Raw genomic sequence first — 15,608 nt, 5'->3', positions numbered from 1 at the left:
CTCAGGAGGTCACCATGGATATCGTGATTGATAGCCACACCCATACTATTGCCAGTGGACACGCTTACAGCACCATTTTAGAGAACGCATCGTCTGCTAAGAATAAGGGGCTAAAACTTCTTTGTACCACCGATCATGCTCCCGAGATGCCTGGAGCCCCTCACTACTGGTATTTCAACAATCAAAGAATTTTGCCCCGCTTTTTACACGATGTAGGTATTCTCCGTGGCGTAGAAGCCAACACGCTGAATGTTAAAGGGGAGATAGACTTACCACCGTCCTCTGACCAACATCTTGACTGGGTGATTGCGAGTTTCCATGAGCCCGTTTTCAAGCCCGCGACCGAAGCTGAGCATACGGCGGCCCTGATCAATGCGATTAAAAGCGGCAGAGTGGATGTTCTTGGTCACTTAGGTAACCCAAATTACCCATTTGATATGGAGCAAGTGTTGCGCTGTGCCAAAGAACACAATGTCGCAATTGAAGTGAACAATACATCGTTGACAGGCAAAAGCCGCAAGGGCAGTGATTCCCGTTGTGAGCGCATTGTCGAACTGGGCAAAGAGATTGGCGTTTACTTCAGCACAGGGTCGGATGCTCACTTCTGTGAAGAGATCTCTAAGTTAGACTTGGCGATTGCTTTGCTGGAAAAACATGGTGTGGAAGAAGAGAAGATACTCACTACATCGACGAGCCTATTTCTGAACTTCTTATTACTGAGAGGTAAAGGGAGGATTCCAGAGTTCGAAGCGCTCTATTGAAAAGCGAGCGACTCAAACGGCTATCTACAAACAAACATAAACCCGCAGCGTGCGGGTTTAGTTCGTTTAGGGTGACGCATAAAGCACTACAGCGGGGATTCCACCACAACAAACTTACGCTCGGCTCTGAGTGGCGCAAACCACGTATTTTTGTATTTGAAATAGCTCTGTCCGTCGACGACGACCGTTTCTTTCGTGTGAGGCAATGAATCTACGATCTCTCCAAGCTTGTAAGGGCTAGGTTCAGGTTTTCTAGCCGGAACCACATGAGTGACTCGCGGCGTGTTCGAACTTGGCGAAGAAGACACAACTTGCCCTGACGACGATGGCGCATAGTTTGACGACGTTGAGGAGGACGTAGTGATGGTGTTTCCATTCACAATCGTGTAGTTACCACTTGGCGGGTAACGGACGTAATCATAGCGGTCTCCATTCCTGCGGTAATACGAGTCTTGAACGATTGCATAGGTGATGCCGGCAAAGATGGCGAAGGTCGCTATGCCTACGAGATCGCTATGATAATAGTAATAACGTCCGCGATAGGGTGGATACCAATACCCCGGTCTTACATAGATAAACGACGAATGATAGCGCGGTGGCCTAACGACGTAAGGTGGTCGGTGGTAATAGGGTGGTCTGTAGTAGGGCGGACGGTAATAAGGTGGCCGATTATAGTGGGGTGGCTTGATGGGCCTATGAGGGCGATTCACAGGGCGCAAATCGTGTTTGTTACCCGGTTGCGTGATCGGCTTTACCGCGGGTTTCACTTGCGGTTGTGCAGACAGACTTGTTGCTCCCAGCAAGCAGATAATGACGGTGATCATGACCCAGATGCTTCTCATAAGGCTTTCCCCCATGGTTGGAGTACCGAAGCTCTAATCTTTAAGTTTAGTTCACCTTAGCTTTGTTAAGGGCCTGAGTCTAGAGCACTACTTTTTGTTATCGTTTTTCTGTTGCTCTAGCACCAAAAAAATTAGCTTGGTCAGTAAAGATTGTGCTTCTGGAGACAGTAACCTTGCTGCAGAGGCAACATCTTCTGATGAGATATTACTGACACCTCTTGCATCCAGAGCGATATCCAGATCCGTTAAGTTGAGAGTTCGTAAAATCGAACGGTATTGGGATAGTTTCAAATCCGACTCGCCTCTCTCTATTCTCTGATAGGTTTTTTCGCTCATCCCCGCAACTTTTGCCATTTGTTCACGCGACATCCCTTTCTCTTTTCGTCGAGTAATCAGCACTTCAATCAGTGGGTCTACATGCATAAGAGCTCCTTAAAGGACAGTTTTGTCCTGAAGCACGCAATAAACGGACCAGTTTAACCACCCCGTATTTACCCAAATTGATATAGCGATAAGAATGACGCTCCACAAAAAATTTACGTAATTTCAGTTAGTTTCAGAAAATGGAAAAACATCAGATTTATAAATCAATTTCTGGCAAGGTAGGCATTCGCAAAATGCAATGCGTTTTAGAACAACTGCTTGCTGAGATTCGTAATCGCAGCTGCGATATTCGATTGGACGTAACCTGGCTCACACGTGAATCGCAGAAACGACTAATGAAGTACAAAGAGCTCTTCTTGCATCGAGGTTATATTGAGCAAGCAGAATTGGAGCAAACCTATGAAAACCTGAGTCCGATGGAGCGCTCAGTGGCGGACATGGGCATTGCAGCCATGACATACATTATTGATGCGTTGGATAACGAACTCTGATTCTTAGGCGACATAGTAGGTAAGCGGATGTGTGCGCAAAATCATCAATTGTGATTAGGGGACATAAAGGAATCTAATAGAAAGGATATAAATGCTGGGGAACCACTCCCAGCATTCAGAACACTCATTTACCAAAAACTTCGAACCGTAAATCAGTGTTTAGAGGTATGTGAACCGAATCGTGTCGGTACGTAGCGAATAATAACGATATTGCTGAATCTAGGCTATGTTCTGCGATTCTAATGCCTTCCAACAAAGTGTACATTTTCATGTACACCTCAAAAATGAGCTTGAACGCTCAAGTTTCATTCGCCAAGACAACAAAAGGCTAAATAACAAGCTACTTTGCAACATATCCGTTGCAATTGCCGATAGTTGTTAAAATATATGGCTATAAGATGGAGCTTTTGCTTTTCAATCGTCCTATTTATGCCTTACAATCCTCTCGAACCAAATCCATTTAGCAGAGAATGGGATTGACGAAAAAGGATGTGCTGATTTTGCTTCGAACCCAAAATAAGACGTTCCGTGAATCAAGACTCTGTTCGGAAATGATTCCCCTTACACACAAATGCGCTTGCAGAGTCGAACCTGCGTGTGTTGTTTTTTGTGATCTGAATTTCAGGCGGGGACATTTCTGTTGATCGCGTTTCTAACCAAAACCGCGATAAGTGATAACTAAAACGGATTAAATTTAGAGGTATTAACCGTGAACCTAAAACTTGTCGGCAGCTCCCTGATCGTTGCAGGTACTGCTCTTGGCGCTGGTATGCTTGCTATACCAATGGTGCTTGCTCAATTCGGCCTCCTTTGGGGCACTCTTCTTATGCTGTTCATCTGGGCGGGTACAACTTACGCTGCACTTCTTCTGTTGGAAGCAAGCTGTAAAGTAGGTGGTGGCGTTAGCATGAACGCGATTGCTCGTGAAACCCTTGGTAAAGGCGGGCAGTTTGTAACGAATGGTCTTCTTTACGCCTTACTTGTGTGTTTGTTAATGGCTTACATCATTGGTGCTGGCGATCTTGTACAGAAAGTCACTGCATCAATGGGCATTCCTGTTTCTACTATTTCGAGCCAAGTTGGCTTTACTGTTCTTGTCGGTCTTATTGTATCAGCGGGTACAGGTGTCGTTGATAAACTCAACCGTGGCTTGTTTATCGGTATGATTGTCGCTCTGATTCTGACGCTTTTCTCCCTTGCTCCAAACGTATCGTTTGAAGGTCTAAGTGAAGTAGTGAACGCCGACAAAATGGCACTGATCAAGCAAAGCTCAGTTCTTTTCACAAGCTTTGGCTTCATGGTCGTGATTCCTTCTTTGGTGACTTACAACAAAGAAGCGAGTAAAAACCAACTGCGCAACATGATCATTGTGGGCTCGACGATTCCACTTGTGTGTTACCTACTATGGTTGTTTGCAGTCGTGGGTAACTTGCCACCACACGAACTTATCCAGTTCTCAAACGTGTCTGAGTTGATCTCTGTTCTTGGTCAACAGTACACCGGTCTTGAGTTCATTCTGTCTATGTTTACTGGCTTGGCCCTGCTGACGTCTTTCTTGGGTGTAGCAATGGCGCTTTACGACCAAAATGCGGACCTTCTGAAAGCAAGTAAGCCAGTAGTATTCGTGACGACGTTTATTCTGCCGTTGCTTGGCGCGGTATTTGCTCCAGAGCACTTCTTAGCGATCCTTAGCTACGCAGGCATCATCCTTGTATTCCTAGCAGTGTTTGTTCCATTATCGATGACGATGAAAGTGCGTCGTGTCCCAGTAGAAGACAACAATGTGTACGAAGCGGGTGGTGGTACGGTGGGCATGAGCGTGATCTTCCTATTCGGTTGTTTCTTGCTGTTCGCTCAAGCGGTATAAATCGACTCTACGAACACACAAATTGAATCTAGAAAGCCGCTTGTCCATAACTGGGCAAGCGGCTTTTTTGTGCAGAATTGTTAGTGCTGCATCAGCGGCGTGTATGGCCTGACCGTTGCCTGATAAATCGCGATGATATTTGACCTTGAGGTGAAACTGTCTCGTCAGTGGCTGACATGGATTGTTGATGGGCTCTTTAAAATAGGCAGCAAGTTATAGAGCAAAGGGGAAAAGAGTGTCGAAGCGACTTTCTTTCACGATCGTTGGAATGATGCTTTCTTTGGGGATGTTCAGTGCTGAAGCGAGCGCGCACCCTAAACATCACCACAAGCACGGACATCATCATGGGCATCACCACCATCATAAGCACAGACATAAGCATAAACACAAAAAGGTTGTGGTGATGAAGCACAAGCGACCAAAGCATCACTATTACCATTACAAACACATTCCACCACGCAGCACCTACATTCAGATTGGCAATTTTACCTACCTGAAAGTGGATGATTTTTATTACAAGCGTTCGAAAGATCGCTATATACATGTGGCCTTGTAAGAAAACAAAAAAACAGCGAGCACTTTGGCTCGCTGTTTTACTTGTTGGGTGATGAAGTTTGTTCTGGGTTAAAGAGGAGAAGTTAGACCGTAAATCGGTTTAGAATCTCGTCTTGTTTACGAACGTCTTCATGTTGTGCTTGCATTGCATCGTTGGTGCGGTTCGCTGAGTCAGCAACTTGAGTTGATAAATCTTTTATGTTGACTGTGTTGTTGTTGATTTCTTCGGCAACCAAGCTTTGTTCTTCGGCAGCGGAGGCGATTTGCAGGTTCATGTCTGAGATGCGTTGGATTGCATCACGAATACGTTGTAATGCGCCATTCGCAAATTCAGCTTTCTCGACGGCCTCTACGGCACTGGATTTGCTTTGATGCATTGCGCTTGCCACAGAAGATGCACCCGATTGAAGCTGTTCAATCATGCTGCGAATTTCTGTAGTAGATTCTTGCGTGCGCTGTGCCAGTGTTCGAACTTCATCCGCAACAACGGCAAAGCCACGACCAGACTCTCCCGCACGTGCAGCTTCAATCGCTGCGTTTAGTGCCAGTAGGTTAGTTTGGTCTGCGATGTCGTTAATCACTTTAAGAATCGTCTCGATGTTTGCCGTCGCCGACTCAAGACCTTGCACCTCTTCGACCGCTTGGTCGATGCTATCTGAAAGCAGGTTGATCGTTTCAGTCGATTCATTTACGACGGAAGATCCTTGCACGGTCGCATCGTCCGCTTCTTTAGCCGCACTTGCTGCACCCTGCGCATTGTTAGCGACTTCTGTCGCCGTCACTGACATCTCGTGCATTGCTGTTGCGAGTTGCTCAAGTTCTTGCAGCTGAGTCTGAATCGCTACGGCGGAATCTTTCGCTCCTTCTGCGGTAATTTGAGTACCACTTAAGATCTGATCAGAAATGCTTTTCGATTCGATGATTTGATGCTGCAAGTTCTCCATAAAGGTATTGAAGCCTTTCGCGAGCTCAGAGAATTCTTGGTCAGTATTGGTGTCCAAACGTTGCGTCAAATCGCCTTTGCCTGAGGCAACCGCTTGGATGGTACTGTTCAGCTCATCAAGAGGGCGCATTAAGGTGCGGATAAGAAGAGTAAGCGCGATAATTGATGCAATTACGGCAATCAAAGAGTAAATAATGGCGCTGTTACGTAGAGTATCGATTGCTGAGTAAGCAATGCTTTCATCAACAACCGCGCCCACATACCAGTTCTCACTCGGAATGTGAGTTAGGCTGACCATATACTTGTCGCCGTTCATCTCGATATGTTGAGCACCTGACGTTAGCTCGACTTGTGGGAGGTAGCTAGATAGCTTTTCACCGTTGTACTTTGCTTCTGGGTGGGCAATTGTTGTGCCATCAGCGGTCACAAGGAATAAGTAACCCGCATCGAATAGGTTTACTTGGTTGACTAAGTCAGAAAGGGTTGTTAGCTCCAAATCATAGAACATGGCTGCTAAAAACTGGCCAGCTTCGCGAACTGGGGTACCGATAGAGATGATCACTTTCTTAGAAGAAACATCCACGTAGGGATCGGTGACGACAAGCTTACCTTGTGCTTTTGCTGAGACAAACCAAGGACGGACTCGAGGATCGTAATCAGGTGTCGCTTCCCAGTTGTCATCGTTCTCAATCACGAAACCGTTATTGTCGTACGCGTAACCGATTGCCAAGAAGCTTGATTTTGGCATTGGTTTTTCAAGCACTTTTTTCACGTAGTCGTGATCAGTTGGATTAATTTCTAGAATCTCGGTCATGGATTGAGCGAGTTCTTTCTTTGCACTTATTTCAGATTCTACCGTGTTCCCCACACTAGATAGGATCTCACTAACGCTCGTGTCGATGTTTTCTTCGATCTGCGAACGAATGGTCATAACTTGTTGTGTCGACAGCAATGCCACAGTCACAAGCAATAAAATTGAGGAGGCGGTGACAACTTTATGTCTGAATTTCATACTTTCCCTCTCGAGTCTCCCGGCTGGTTTACTCTGCTTGTACCTCTTATTTATTGGGTACATTCGGCAGAAGTGAACACATTATTGTGTTTGTAATTTTGTTATCGACAGATATATCAGAAACCTGAAGGCGATTTGTTTAATTTCTTAACAATTGCCAGGTCGTGTTCAAAAGTTGTGAGATTGATCTTCTTTGTAAGACTTCGTCATTAAACTGTTAAAAACATAAGAATAGTATCATTGAGCCTTATATAAACAAGTCTGAAGAGATTGTTTTTCTCATTTAAATTAATGAATTTAAAGTGATATTTATAACTTTGTGTTGAAAATTAGATATCTTTATATTGATTCTTTTCAGGAAGGGGGGGCTAAGTTGGAACGGAAATAGCAAAGGTGAACGACAAATACAAAAAAGGCCCCGACAATGCGGAGCCTTTGTTAAAAAATGCGATTTTAGAAAATCAGATGAGCAACACCGGCAATAACAGGAAGCGTAATCAACGTACGTAGAATGAAGATAACGAACAGCTCCACGATGTTTACCGGAATCTTACTGCCTAGAAGCAGTGCACCTACTTCTGACATGTAGATAAGCTGAGTTACTGACATCGCTGCAATCACGAAGCGCGTCATTTCATTATCAATTGAAGCTGCTAGGATCGCTGGAATAAACATGTCTGCAAAACCCACTACAATCGTTTGAGACGCTGCCGCTGCTTCCGGAATGTGCAGTAGTTCTAGGTAAGGGATAAATGGCTGACCTAGGATTTCGAATACCGATGTGTATTCAGCAATAATCAATGCCATTGTACCTAGACCCATAACGACAGGAAGTACGCCAAAGACCATGTCGATTGCGTTATGTACGCCTTCTTTAAATACCGACTGTACAGAAGTCACTTGGCCAGCGCGTTTTAGCGCAAGGTCCATACCCCAAGAGAAAGTTGTGTGACCTGCAGGTACTGCGTCTGCGTCTTTCTTAGGCTCGCTGCCATCCATGTAGCGGTCTTTCTTTAGACTCAATGGCGGTAGGCGAGGAATGATGATAGCCGCGATAACACCTGCTAAACAGATTGCGCCGTAGAAAGGCAGGAATAGATGTTCTAATTGAACCTGAGCAAGAACAACCAAACTGAACGTGATAGATACTGCAGAGAAAGTTGTACCTACAACTGCGGCTTCACGCTGGGTGTAGAAGTTGTTTTCGTACTGTTTGCTTGTCAGTAGGATACCCACACTGCCGTCGCCTAACCAAGAAGCCATACAGTCGATTGCACTGCGACCTGGAAGGTTAAATACCGGACGCATCACTTTACTTAGTAGCGCACCGAATAGCTCAAGCAGACCAAAGTTGAGCAGTAGAGGAAGCAGTAGGCCTGCAAAAATGAATACTGCAAACAGTGTTGGTAGAAGACCAGTCAGAACTAAACCGCCAGTATTCTCTTCCCAGATCGCTTCAGGACCCACTTGGAAGAACGTCATCAGAACCGCTGCACCACCAAATAGTCGAACGATTAACCAAAGTGGGGAAGGGTTAAATAGACCGTTTAAGAAACCATTACGTAGGATTGCTGCTGGCTTAAAAATTTTGCAAAGAACAGAAGCTAGAGCCATGAAAGCGACAATTGCCGTTACGATAGCAATTAAGGTATCGCCAAGAACTGCAGGAATGACTTTTGCCATTACCGCGACAGGAATTGTCAGGCCACCATCGTAAGAAATTGGCGCCATGAAAAGTAGAAGACCGATTAGGGATGGGATGAAGAACATCCAAAAGTTGCCCTTAGGTGCTTCAGCAGCATTGGTGTTGTTATGCATGTTTTGTCTCGTGTTACTACTAGTCAATACTCGCCATATTCCATGACATAAATATTCACTAAACATCCGTATTTAATCACAGTGTGCGGAGGTTACCCGCAAACTGCATCCATTGCAATACTATTCATTAAATACATCTAGTTATTCAGCCGTTTTTATGGTCAAACTGTACTTAACTAGAATCTTGTATATGAATTTGTTGCCTGTGTTAGAAAATTGTAGCACGTGAGCCGCTGTTAACAGACTATGATGAAGCACAGTGTGACTCGAGCAATAAAAAGCCTAGCAAATGTGATTAGGATCTCAAGGCGATCACAATGCTTTCTGTTAGTAGTGCTACTTAATTTATGGATTTGAAGGATAAAACACTGGTTAAGATCAGCCAGTGGCGTCTTTCAAGTAAAAGACAAATATGAAGAAAAGAATAAGAGAAGACGGTTTAAGGCAAATGCTTAAACCGCCACAATCGCATTAAGCAGTTTGTTTACGACTAATAAGGAAAAGATAACTCCAGTAAGCGATAGCAATGATGAAAGCCAAAATCGCTGGGAACGCTAATGCATAAAGCTCAAACGAATTAAACAGCATTGCTCCGGCAGTACCACCTAACAAGAAGCCGAAGAAGATAAAGATAAACAGCTTGGCTTTACGACGGTCAAATTGGCGACCACGCAAGCTTTCACCAATCATAATGCCGAGATCGGTAATAATTCCGGTCATGTGTGTTGTTCGAACCACTGCTCCACTGAAGGTGGTGATCATAGCGTTCTGCAAGCCGCACGCAGCAGAAGCAAGATACTGACCATAAACATTGCCTTGAACTAGGAAGCCTAAGCTGAGAAGTAACAGGCTGCCTTCAATACAGAGTGCAACGCCGTAGCGGCGGCCGAGTTTAAGTGCACTGCTTTCGATAAAGAACCCACTAAACGCTGAACCAATCAAAAAGCTAAATACGATGAAGAGCAGGTGAATAGTGCTGTCTGCATCGGTTAATAAGCTGTTCCCTAGCTGAGTTACGGTTCCGGAAAGATGTGTTATCGCTTGATGTTGAAAGCCTAGGAGACCCACGGCATTGACGCAGCCTGCGAGAAGTGCAAGCAAAAACGCGCCATATTCCACCCAACGAGGAAGTCTGGAAATCACAATAAAACCTCACCAAATGTTAGGGGCAGATTATAGCGCTCATAGCGCGGAACGAAAGTACTTCTGTGAAAACTCGGTTGATCATTCTCAATAAAATCTCAACTTTTGTTGAATGCTTTTCTTGAATTTAGATTGTTTAGTACCATGTTTGTTGAAAGAGATGCTTAGCTAATGTGTTCCATAGTGCAATCAAAGCTCACCCAGCCGTGCTTTCGTTGCTCATAAATAGAGACAGTAGGCTCTGGAAACTCCTTATCGTTAAATAACCCCATAGGAATCACGGCGTACTCGGGAGCATCTGATAGCTTCAAACGCATTGTCGTGCCGCATGCTGGACAGGATTCGTATTGAACTTGATGACCTGAGTCAGCAACACGAGTATAGCTAGTGACATCACCATCGAGGATGACTTGGTCTTTGTTGAAGCGGGCTTGAACGCCGAATACACTTCCCGTGCGTTTTTGGCACTCAAAGCAATGACAGACGGAAGTACGAATAGGTTCTGCGGTGCAGCGCAGTTGAACTAGACCACAGGCGCATTCACAAGAGTGGGTGATTTTTGTCATCGTTGTCCCCAATTGGTTGCTCATCAAACAGTTTAGTTTAATTTTGAAACACTTGAGTCAAATCGAACGAGTAGGCGTTGAGGTCTTCATGGGTGAATTGGTATATACTTCGAGCATAATTAAGAGAACAAGAACACAAGGAAGTCTTCATGGCTCGTAAAAGAATCTTACCCATTCCTCTCATTCTTCTTATCCCGATTGTTTTGCTTGCTGTTGTGATCATCGCTGGTATATATCGCTTCAGTCTCTCAGATGATGAGATCATGGCGAAATTCCCCCAAGTGCAGACTCAATCCAACCCAATCGTTGAAGAGGTATTGGGCATTCAGTCACGAAACCCATGGACTGTCCAAGTCCCAGAGCAAGGGGCGGTCACTTTTTTGCAAGAGTGGGACAAAGAGCATGGCTACTTAAAAGGGGATTACGATGCTGGTGCGACGAAAGGGTCTGTGCTTGTACCGACTGATTTTATTGCTAAGCGAGAGATTGGTAAGACTACATGGGTTGCCGCACCAGTGATTGTGACGACACAAGGTTCAGGGGCATTTTATTACCTGGGCTTGTTTAAGCTCGACCCCGTACCAAGTCGTGTTGTACTGATCAATAGTGTGTTTGTTGGTGATCGAATTCAAATGTCGAAACTCGAATGGAAAGACGACAAACACATATCATTGTCTTACTTAGAACACGGTGAAGATCAAGCGATGGCAGAACAACCAGAACAATTGATATCGAAGACACTCAAGCGTGTAGGTAATGACCTACATATGCAACAGTAATGAATTTTTTTGTCTTCTGTAAAAAATAAGTGTTTTCTGCGCTAGATCTCGTAATTACCTAGTGATTTCTTATGCGGGAATGCATAAGCTATGAGCCTTGTTATAAAGGAGATAGTAATTCCCGTGTCTACAAATGAAATTACAACAAGACGGTTGCCGAATCTGACAAGTCGTAAAGCGCTACTGTTGTACTCCTTGCCAGTATTAGTTGCGATTGGTGTTTCCAACTCTCTCAAAGAGTCTTCCCTTACCAAAACCATCGCTTTAAACCTGCCAGAGTCGCAGGTTGTTGAAAAAATTCTTGATGCGAAGACAGCTGTTGTTGTCACGCCACCCAATTTTGAATATCAAATCCAAGCAGGTGATAACCTGAGTACCATCTTCAGTCAATTAGGCCTCGGCTACAGTTCGCTGATGAAAGTGATGGAAACGGATTTAAACTTCCTTGCCCTTGATACGTTAAAACCTGGTAACACACTGCGTTTTTGGCGTGATGAATCGACGGGTGAACTCGATAAAATGGAGCTGCAATTCTCTATTGCAGACAAAGTGGTTTATCAACGCAATAGCGATGGTAGCTACGACTTCTCTGATATTTCCATTCCAGGTGTATGGCACCAAGAGCCTCTTGTTGGTGTTATTCAAGGTAGCTTCTCTTCTTCTGCAAATCGTTTGGGTTTAAGCTCAGCTGAAATCAGCCAAGTGGTTAACCTGCTAAAAGAGCAAGTGAACTTCGGTAAAGATTTGCGTGCTGGCGATCGTTTTGAAGTTGTGCGTCGCTCTCAAAGTATTGATGGCGTATCGACGGGTAAAAACGAAATTGAAGCGATTAAGATCTACAACCGCGGCCGTGAAGTGACGGCTTACCTTCATACTGATGGACAGTTCTACAATGCGAAAGGTGAAAGCCTACAACGTGCCTTCCAACGATACCCTGTTAGCCGCAGCTGGCGTATTAGTTCTGGCTTTAACCCGAACCGCCTACACCCAGTAACCGGCCGCGTTGCTCCTCACAATGGTACCGACTGGGCTGTGCCTATTGGTACTCCTGTAGAAGCGACAGGTGATGGTACGGTGATCATGACACGTAAACACCCTTATGCGGGTAACTATGTGGTGATTGAGCATGGTAGTAAATATAAAACACGCTATCTGCACTTGAGCAAAATACTGGTTAAGAAAGGCCAGAAAGTTTCACGTGGACAGCGTATCGGTCTATCCGGTAAAACGGGTCGTGTGACTGGTCCGCACCTTCATTACGAATTGATTGAATATGGTCGTCCGGTGAACGCAATGCGCGCTAATATCCCGATGGCAAGTTCGGTTCCGAAGAAAGAGATGGCAACGTTTGTAGCGAACCGGAATGAAATGGATAAGCTGCTTAAAGACAAAGAGAAAGCCGTTCTCTAATTGAATAAAAAAGACCAAACATTGTTTGGTCTTTTTTATGCGCTTTTTACTTGTTTGTCATTGATGATCGAAACCAGTTCTTCGACGCTGTGTGGTCGGGAATAGAAGTATCCTTGAATATGATGACAGCCCATCTCAATCAGCTTCTGCAATGCTCGATCGTCTTCGACCCCTTCTGCAATCAAGTCGACGTCGAGTAATTGTGCCAATTGTGCAATCAGTAAAACCACTTGCTCTGATGTGGTATTAGCGAGCATGTTGCGAACAAACGTTGCATCGATTTTAATGCTATCAATTGGGTAGTTATGGATGTAGTTTAAACTCGAATAACCCGTGCCAAAATCGTCGAGTGCGACTTTGAATCCAAGGTATCTAAGTGAGTTTAAAACCATCTGTTCTCTGCCACTTTGTGATAACAGAACCGTCTCCGTGAGCTCTATAACAAAGTCTGAAGCTTGATGATTGTATTTCTCCAATACTCTAGTTAAGTAGTTTATATAGCGATTGGAATCGACCAGCTCATAAGCAGAACAATTAACCGACAGCTTTACGGTGTAACCCAACTCTCTTTCGAGCTTTTGTTTTGCTCGGCAGGCTAGCTCAACGATGCGTTCGCCTAGTTCAATGATCAAACCGGATTGTTCAGCAGCCTCGATAAATTCGACTGGGGAGACGCTGCCATAAGTACTGCTTTTCCAACGCGCCAATATTTCAAAGTAGTCCCAACGGTCACTGGTGATATCGACAATAGGTTGAACCACAACATAGAGTTCTTCGTTTTCATCGATGCTTAAGCGTAATTGGTCTCGCAATGCTTCTATCAATTGTGTTTGACGGTGGTACAACGCGCTTAAATGCGTGTCATAGTGCTGTATTCGCGTATCACGATGCTTTTTACAGTCTTTTAGCGCCAAACTCGCGTTAAGTATCAAGTCATCGCTATTGAGCATGTGGACAGGGGCACGAGCTATACCAATGCTAACTGTGAAAGATATGCGATTGGATTTGTCGACATAGCCTGATTCTATCTTGTCCAAAATTTCCTGACATACCGCAACGGGATCTTCATCGTAAGTAATGAAGGCAAACTCATCACCTGCAACACGAAAAGCATTATTCGGAGAGGTGAGACTTTGTTGTATGGCATTGGCTGTAAACTTGATGATCTGGTCACCGATGTAATTGCCGTTAATGTCATTGATGGATTTAAAGTTATCGATGTCTAGGTAGGCAAGACTAAAAGGACGGCTAGCGAGTTGCGTTAACGTTTCAAGCGTATCCGCTAGGCAACTTCGGTTGAGTAGGCCGGTTAAGTTGTCGTGTGAAACCTCATAACTCAGCTGGTTTAGAAGTTTGTCTGACCGTTCACTTATCCATTTTTCACGTAGGCTATGGATGATGACGTTAGAAAAAAAACGGTGATGCTCAATGATGTTTTTTGCTTCTGATTCTCCAACCGCTCGGGTAAAGGTTGAGAGCAAAATCCCTAGCACCTCTCCAGCATGGGTTTTTAAGGGCAGTCCAATATAAGCTTGGATACCAGCATCTTGAAACATTTGGTCTTCAGGAAAGAGGCGGTAGACCTCTTCTTGATAGAAGATGATTTCACCAATGTCTTGTGCCACTTTTTCACAAGGTGTACCGGCGAGCCCGTAACTGATGTTATCAGTAATGGTTCCGTCACTCGAATGAGAAAGCGTAACCGCGCAATGCTGGAGATGCGCTATCTCAACCACACATGTACAGTGGCTTTGAAATTGCTGATGAAGATCCAGAGTTACTCTATTGAGCAGAGCGCTTCCGTTCAAATTCAGAATTTCATCAATTACTTGGATACTAATTTGTTCATGATCCATTGAAGGCTTCACCCGACGTTGTCATTAACCGTATCGTGTTTCTTTTGGTTTTGTTACACGATCATTTCTCATTTAATCGATATGCATCACGTTAACTATTGTTTACTTCGTGTGATTTTTCAAATTCTGATGGCTCAAGAAAGGTATTTTTCAACTATTAGGTTAGGAGGAATTGAATCAAGCTCTCACAAAAGTGGTAGTCTTTTTGGTTGTGATTGCGTTTCTGCATTATATGACGAGTCTGAATGCAGAGTGATTTTTGAAGGAACACTCATCTCGAATGAATACAGAGATTCAATATTGAGATTAGCCTGCAGAGTTAGATCGAGTGCGTTTGTCTACAGGCATTTTGATTTTTCAGTAGATTAGCTCAATAAACTGAGCTATTCGCAGACGACCGCTACCTTCTCACTTGCGGCAGTGCTGGCTGGAACCGGGTGGTCGATCAGTCGAATCGGGGACTCATACAGTGCAGACAGTGCTTGTTCATCGAGTAACTTATCGGCGCTGCCTTCGAATGCTATCTGACCTTTCTTCAGAGCAACGATGTATGTCGCGTAACGTAGAGCAAGGTTTAAGTCGTGCAGAATCACGACCACGCCAACGTTTTCTTTTTTATTAAGCTCTGACAGTAAACCCATCAGTTGGAATTGGTGATGAACATCCAGTGCTGATGTTGGCTCATCGAGGATCAATACGGGAGACTGCTGCGCAAGCAACATCGATACCCAAGCACGCTGGCGTTCACCGCCGGATAAATCGTCTGCTAATGCCTGTGAAAACTCGGCGACGCCCGTTCTCTCCATTGCTTGTTGGATGATGGATTTGTCTTCAGAGTTCCAACGACCTAACGCTCCCCGCCAAGGAAAGCGCCCTAAACGAACCAGCTCCGCTACCGTTAAGCCTGCAGAAGCAGGGAGCTTTTGCGGCAAATAAGCAATCTTCTTGGCTAGGTCTTTGCTTTTGAAGGCAGAAAGAGAGGTATCGTCTAACTTCACTGTGCCGTGGTCTGGGGCCATTTGCCCTGAGAGCAAGTTAACCAGCGTAGATTTACCAGAACCATTGTGACCAAGAACTACGGTGAGCTCATTCGTCGGAATAGAAAGTTCGTCGATTGCGAGAATGGTTCGCTCATCACGAACGATTTTGATATTTGAAAGCTGAAACATGTCAGTCCTGTC

Annotated in this window: 14 protein-coding genes; 6 read left to right on the top strand and 8 right to left on the bottom strand. The window is 44.7% G+C overall.

Features of this window, described 5'->3' with window-relative positions; all coding sequences use genetic code 11:
* The first annotated feature begins 14 nt into the window (after nucleotides 1-14).
* Nucleotides 15-761 carry a phosphatase gene (locus tag BCT11_RS24115; protein WP_102389466.1) on the top strand — a complete coding sequence of 249 codons (747 nt, stop codon included), beginning with the start codon at nucleotides 15-17 and terminating at the stop codon, nucleotides 759-761.
* Between the two features lie 86 nt (nucleotides 762-847).
* On the opposite strand, the gene BCT11_RS24110 is transcribed toward BCT11_RS24115, so the two are convergent.
* On the bottom strand, nucleotides 848-1,603 hold the full coding sequence (locus BCT11_RS24110) for a hypothetical protein (protein WP_102389496.1): 756 nt from the start codon (nucleotides 1,601-1,603) through the stop codon (nucleotides 848-850).
* Nucleotides 1,604-1,690: 87 nt separating this feature from the next.
* The gene (locus tag BCT11_RS24105) at nucleotides 1,691-2,026 is read right to left on the bottom strand and encodes a helix-turn-helix transcriptional regulator (RefSeq protein ID WP_038875463.1); all 336 of its coding nucleotides are present in this window, start codon (nucleotides 2,024-2,026) and stop codon (nucleotides 1,691-1,693) included.
* A 140-nt stretch (nucleotides 2,027-2,166) separates the two neighbouring features.
* Between BCT11_RS24105 and BCT11_RS24100 the strand changes: the two genes are divergently transcribed.
* From BCT11_RS24100 to BCT11_RS24090, 3 genes are all read left to right on the top strand, one after another.
* A complete protein-coding gene (locus tag BCT11_RS24100) occupies nucleotides 2,167-2,478 on the top strand; it encodes a hypothetical protein (protein WP_038875460.1) in 312 nt (103 codons plus the stop codon).
* Nucleotides 2,479-3,187: 709 nt separating this feature from the next.
* A complete protein-coding gene (locus BCT11_RS24095) occupies nucleotides 3,188-4,345 on the top strand; it encodes an aromatic amino acid transport family protein (protein ID WP_038865281.1) in 1,158 nt (385 codons plus the stop codon).
* A 235-nt stretch (nucleotides 4,346-4,580) separates the two neighbouring features.
* A complete protein-coding gene (locus tag BCT11_RS24090; RefSeq protein ID WP_102389465.1) occupies nucleotides 4,581-4,901 on the top strand; it encodes a hypothetical protein in 321 nt (106 codons plus the stop codon).
* Nucleotides 4,902-4,983: 82 nt separating this feature from the next.
* Here BCT11_RS24090 and BCT11_RS24085 read toward each other — a convergent pair whose 3' ends face one another.
* The 4 genes from BCT11_RS24085 to BCT11_RS24065 all read right to left on the bottom strand — a co-directional run bounded on the left by BCT11_RS24085 (nucleotide 4,984) and on the right by BCT11_RS24065 (nucleotide 10,382).
* Complete coding sequence (locus BCT11_RS24085; protein ID WP_102389464.1) at nucleotides 4,984-6,855, bottom strand: methyl-accepting chemotaxis protein; 1,872 nt, start codon at nucleotides 6,853-6,855, stop codon at nucleotides 4,984-4,986.
* A 453-nt stretch (nucleotides 6,856-7,308) separates the two neighbouring features.
* Nucleotides 7,309-8,673: a YjiH family protein gene (locus tag BCT11_RS24080; protein WP_038865286.1), complete on the bottom strand. Its 1,365-nt coding sequence runs from the start codon at nucleotides 8,671-8,673 to the stop codon at nucleotides 7,309-7,311.
* A 471-nt stretch (nucleotides 8,674-9,144) separates the two neighbouring features.
* On the bottom strand, nucleotides 9,145-9,816 hold the full coding sequence (locus BCT11_RS24070) for a YoaK family protein (protein WP_038865287.1): 672 nt from the start codon (nucleotides 9,814-9,816) through the stop codon (nucleotides 9,145-9,147).
* A 164-nt stretch (nucleotides 9,817-9,980) separates the two neighbouring features.
* Nucleotides 9,981-10,382, bottom strand: a complete 402-nt coding sequence (locus tag BCT11_RS24065) for a GFA family protein (protein ID WP_102389463.1) — start codon at nucleotides 10,380-10,382, stop codon at nucleotides 9,981-9,983.
* Between the two features lie 149 nt (nucleotides 10,383-10,531).
* Between BCT11_RS24065 and BCT11_RS24060 the strand changes: the two genes are divergently transcribed.
* Both BCT11_RS24060 and BCT11_RS24055 read left to right on the top strand, forming a co-directional pair.
* Nucleotides 10,532-11,161, top strand: coding sequence for a hypothetical protein (locus tag BCT11_RS24060; RefSeq protein ID WP_102389462.1), 630 nt, complete (start codon nucleotides 10,532-10,534; stop codon nucleotides 11,159-11,161).
* 123 nt (nucleotides 11,162-11,284) lie between these two features.
* Nucleotides 11,285-12,571 (top strand): peptidoglycan DD-metalloendopeptidase family protein, encoded by a 1,287-nt coding sequence (locus BCT11_RS24055; RefSeq protein WP_038865290.1) that lies wholly within the window; start codon nucleotides 11,285-11,287, stop codon nucleotides 12,569-12,571.
* A gap of 35 nt (nucleotides 12,572-12,606) precedes the next feature.
* Here BCT11_RS24055 and BCT11_RS24050 read toward each other — a convergent pair whose 3' ends face one another.
* Nucleotides 12,607-14,427, bottom strand: coding sequence for a bifunctional diguanylate cyclase/phosphodiesterase (locus BCT11_RS24050; protein WP_038875444.1), 1,821 nt, complete (start codon nucleotides 14,425-14,427; stop codon nucleotides 12,607-12,609).
* Nucleotides 14,428-14,810: 383 nt separating this feature from the next.
* Complete coding sequence (locus BCT11_RS24045) at nucleotides 14,811-15,596, bottom strand: ABC transporter ATP-binding protein (protein ID WP_102389461.1); 786 nt, start codon at nucleotides 15,594-15,596, stop codon at nucleotides 14,811-14,813.
* Nucleotides 15,597-15,608: the final 12 nt, after the last annotated feature.

Source organism: Vibrio sp. 10N.222.52.B12 (assembly GCF_002875385.1).
GTDB lineage: Bacteria > Pseudomonadota > Gammaproteobacteria > Enterobacterales > Vibrionaceae > Vibrio > Vibrio jasicida.
The sequence above is the reverse complement of the archived record's forward strand: the minus strand, read 5'-3'. Positions and strand labels throughout refer to the sequence as shown.